The sequence below is a fragment of the Novosphingobium sp. B-7 genome (assembly GCF_000410615.1).
Lineage (GTDB): Bacteria > Pseudomonadota > Alphaproteobacteria > Sphingomonadales > Sphingomonadaceae > Novosphingobium > Novosphingobium capsulatum.
In genome coordinates, this window is record NZ_KE148365.1 from 1 (window position 1) to 2356 (window position 2356).

Genomic DNA, 2356 nt, shown 5'->3' on the forward strand with positions numbered 1-2356 from the left:
GGCCAAGCCGACCCGGCTTGGCCGAATTGCGCGCCACCCAGGCAAGCGGGCCATCGCCACGCCACACCGTCCAGTCCAGCGGCAAGGGTTCGGCCCAGGCCATCATCGCCGTCCAGCAGGCCTGGGATGCGCTGCCGGCGGCGGCGCGGGCCATGGGAAAGGCGTGAAGCGACAGCAGCGGCGCGGCCTGTTCGGCAGGCGTGGCCACGACCACCGCATCGAACGGGCCGCGTCGTTCGCCTTCGAGCACCAGCCACCAGTGCCGGCCATCATGGACCAGGCCCTTGACCAGGCATTCGAATGTCACGTCGTGGCGCTGTGCCAGATCGGCGACCAGGGCATTCATCCCCGGCACGCCGACATAGGCATCGGGGCCTGCATCCGGCCAGTGCGCGGCCACGCCTCGCTCTGCCCATTCGGCCACCTGCCGGGCAAAGCCGGGCGTGGTGGCGGCGCAGAACTGCGCGCCATGATCGAACCGGGCCTGGCCCAGCGGCGTATCGATCCGCCGGGTAGACATGCGCCCGCCCGGCCCCCGCCCTTTGTCAAACGCACTGACCACGTGGCCGGCCCCCACCAGCCGGTCAGCGCAGGTCAGGCCAGCAAGCCCCGCCCCGATGATCCCGAAATGCAATGTCCCCTCCCGTCCGCGTCAGCCGCGGCCCATCAGCGACATCACCTCGCGGCGCGAGCTGGCGTCTTGCAGGAAACAGCCGAGCATGCGGCTGGTGACCATGCCCACGCCCGGCGTGCACACGCCGCGCCCGGTCATGCAGCCGTGCTGCGCCTCGATCACCACGGCCACGCCCTGTGGCTGCAGGTGGTCCCAGATGCACTGCGCCACTTCGGCGGTCAGGCGCTCCTGCACCTGAAGGCGTCGGGCATAGCCATGGAGCACGCGGGCCAGCTTGGAAATGCCGACCACGCGGTTGTTGGGCAGGTAGGCGATCGAGGCCTTGCCGGTGATCGGCGCCATGTGGTGTTCGCAGTGCGACTGGAACGGAATGTCGCGCAGCAGCACGATCTCGTCATAGCCGCCCACTTCCTCGAACGTGCGGGTCAGGTGCACGCTGGGATCTTCGCGATAGCCCTGGCAATATTCCAGCCAGGCGCGGCCGACGCGGGCTGGGGTATCGATCAGGCCTTCGCGGCTGGGGTCTTCGCCGGCAAAGCGCAGCAGCGTGCGGATCGCCTCCTGCACCTCTTCGGGCACGGCCGGCTTGGCCGCCGGGGCATGGTGGTGTGCGGTGTTGTCGTGGGCAGCGTGGTTGTGGCTGGCGTCATCGCAACCGTCGTGGCTGTCTTGCGCGGAGGCGAAATCGAGAGTCATCAGGTTCATGGCGGAATTCTCCGGCCCGGGGAGGCTGCGCGCAGATGCGCATCAGAGCAAGACCGGGCATGCACTTCGGACTTGCAGTTGGCAGCGGGCCGCTACAACATGGCCGAAAGGACACTGGAGCGAAGCGCGCGCCGTGCCACATGAGGAAACATGCTGATATCCGAGATGATAACGGCAAGCCCGGTCGCTGCGGTCATCAGCAACCCTCGCTTGCCTGATAACCCGATCGTGGAATGCAATGCCGCGTTCGAAGCACTGACCGGCTATGAGCGGGACGAGATCATCGGCCGCAATTGCCGCTTCTTGCGCGGGCCAGGCACCGAGCCTGACCTGACGGCAGAGCTGCGCGCCGGCATCCGCGAAGGCCGGCCGGTCTTGGTCGAGATCATCAACTACAAGAAGGACGGCACGCCGTTCCGCAATGCCGTGATGGTCGCGCCGATCTTCGACGCCCAGGGGGAACTGGAATATTTCCTTGGTTCTCAAGTGGATGTCAGCAAGGCTGCCGATCTCGAGGCCGGCAATACGGCTGGCGCTGCCCGCGCCCAGGCGGCGCGCGATGCCGTGGCGCTGCTGTCGCCGCGCCAGCGCGAAATCTTGGTGCACATGGCTGCCGGCAAGCTCAACAAGCAGATCGCCTACGAACTCGGCCTGTCGGAACGCACGGTGAAGATGCACCGCTCGTCCGTGATCCGCACCCTGGGTGTGCGTACCAGTGCCGATGCCATCCGCGTGGCGGTAGAAGCCGGGCTCTGATCCTGATTGCTGGTGTTGACGAGAGGCTCGCCCTTAAGGGCAAGCCTCTCGTTCAGCTTTACATCAGCCGCCAGGTGATCGGCACGGTCAGCGTGGTCGGCCCGCCGGGAGGGGCCGGGAGGTTGCCGGCGCGGCGCGGCAGGGCCAGCGCCTCGCGATCGAGCGTGGCCGAGCCAGAGCCGCCGACCAATTCGGTTTTCTCGATCGCGCCCACCGCGCTGATATAGACCTTCACCTTGGCGGTGCCTTCCTCGCCGCGCA

The 2356-nt window shown here is 67.4% G+C and carries 4 protein-coding genes; 1 reads left to right on the plus strand and 3 read right to left on the minus strand.

Annotation, left to right across the window (positions count from 1 at the left end; all coding sequences use genetic code 11):
• A partial coding sequence (locus tag H926_RS0114755; protein WP_022677004.1) for an NAD(P)/FAD-dependent oxidoreductase occupies positions 1–634 on the minus strand: 634 nt, incomplete at its 3' end.
• An 18-nt stretch (positions 635–652) separates the two neighbouring features.
• Entirely contained in the window at positions 653–1339 is a 687-nt protein-coding gene (folE, locus tag H926_RS27790; RefSeq protein ID WP_022677005.1) for a GTP cyclohydrolase I FolE, read from the minus strand.
• A 150-nt stretch (positions 1340–1489) separates the two neighbouring features.
• On the opposite strand from folE, the gene H926_RS0114765 reads away from it, so the two are divergent.
• Positions 1490–2095, plus strand: a complete 606-nt coding sequence (locus tag H926_RS0114765; RefSeq protein ID WP_022677006.1) for a PAS domain-containing protein — start codon at positions 1490–1492, stop codon at positions 2093–2095.
• A 58-nt stretch (positions 2096–2153) separates the two neighbouring features.
• Here the strand turns inward: H926_RS0114765 and H926_RS27795 are convergent.
• A partial coding sequence (locus H926_RS27795; RefSeq protein WP_022677007.1) for a TonB family protein occupies positions 2154–2356 on the minus strand: 203 nt, incomplete at its 5' end.

What these genes read in the sequence shown, in the direction of transcription:
- H926_RS0114765 (WP_022677006.1), top strand. Translation starts at nt 1,490, where the DNA reads ATGCTGATATCCGAGATGATAACGGCAAGCCCGGTCGCTGCGGTCATC.
- folE (WP_022677005.1), bottom strand. Translation starts at nt 1,339, where the DNA reads ATGAACCTGATGACTCTCGATTTCGCCTCCGCGCAAGACAGCCACGAC.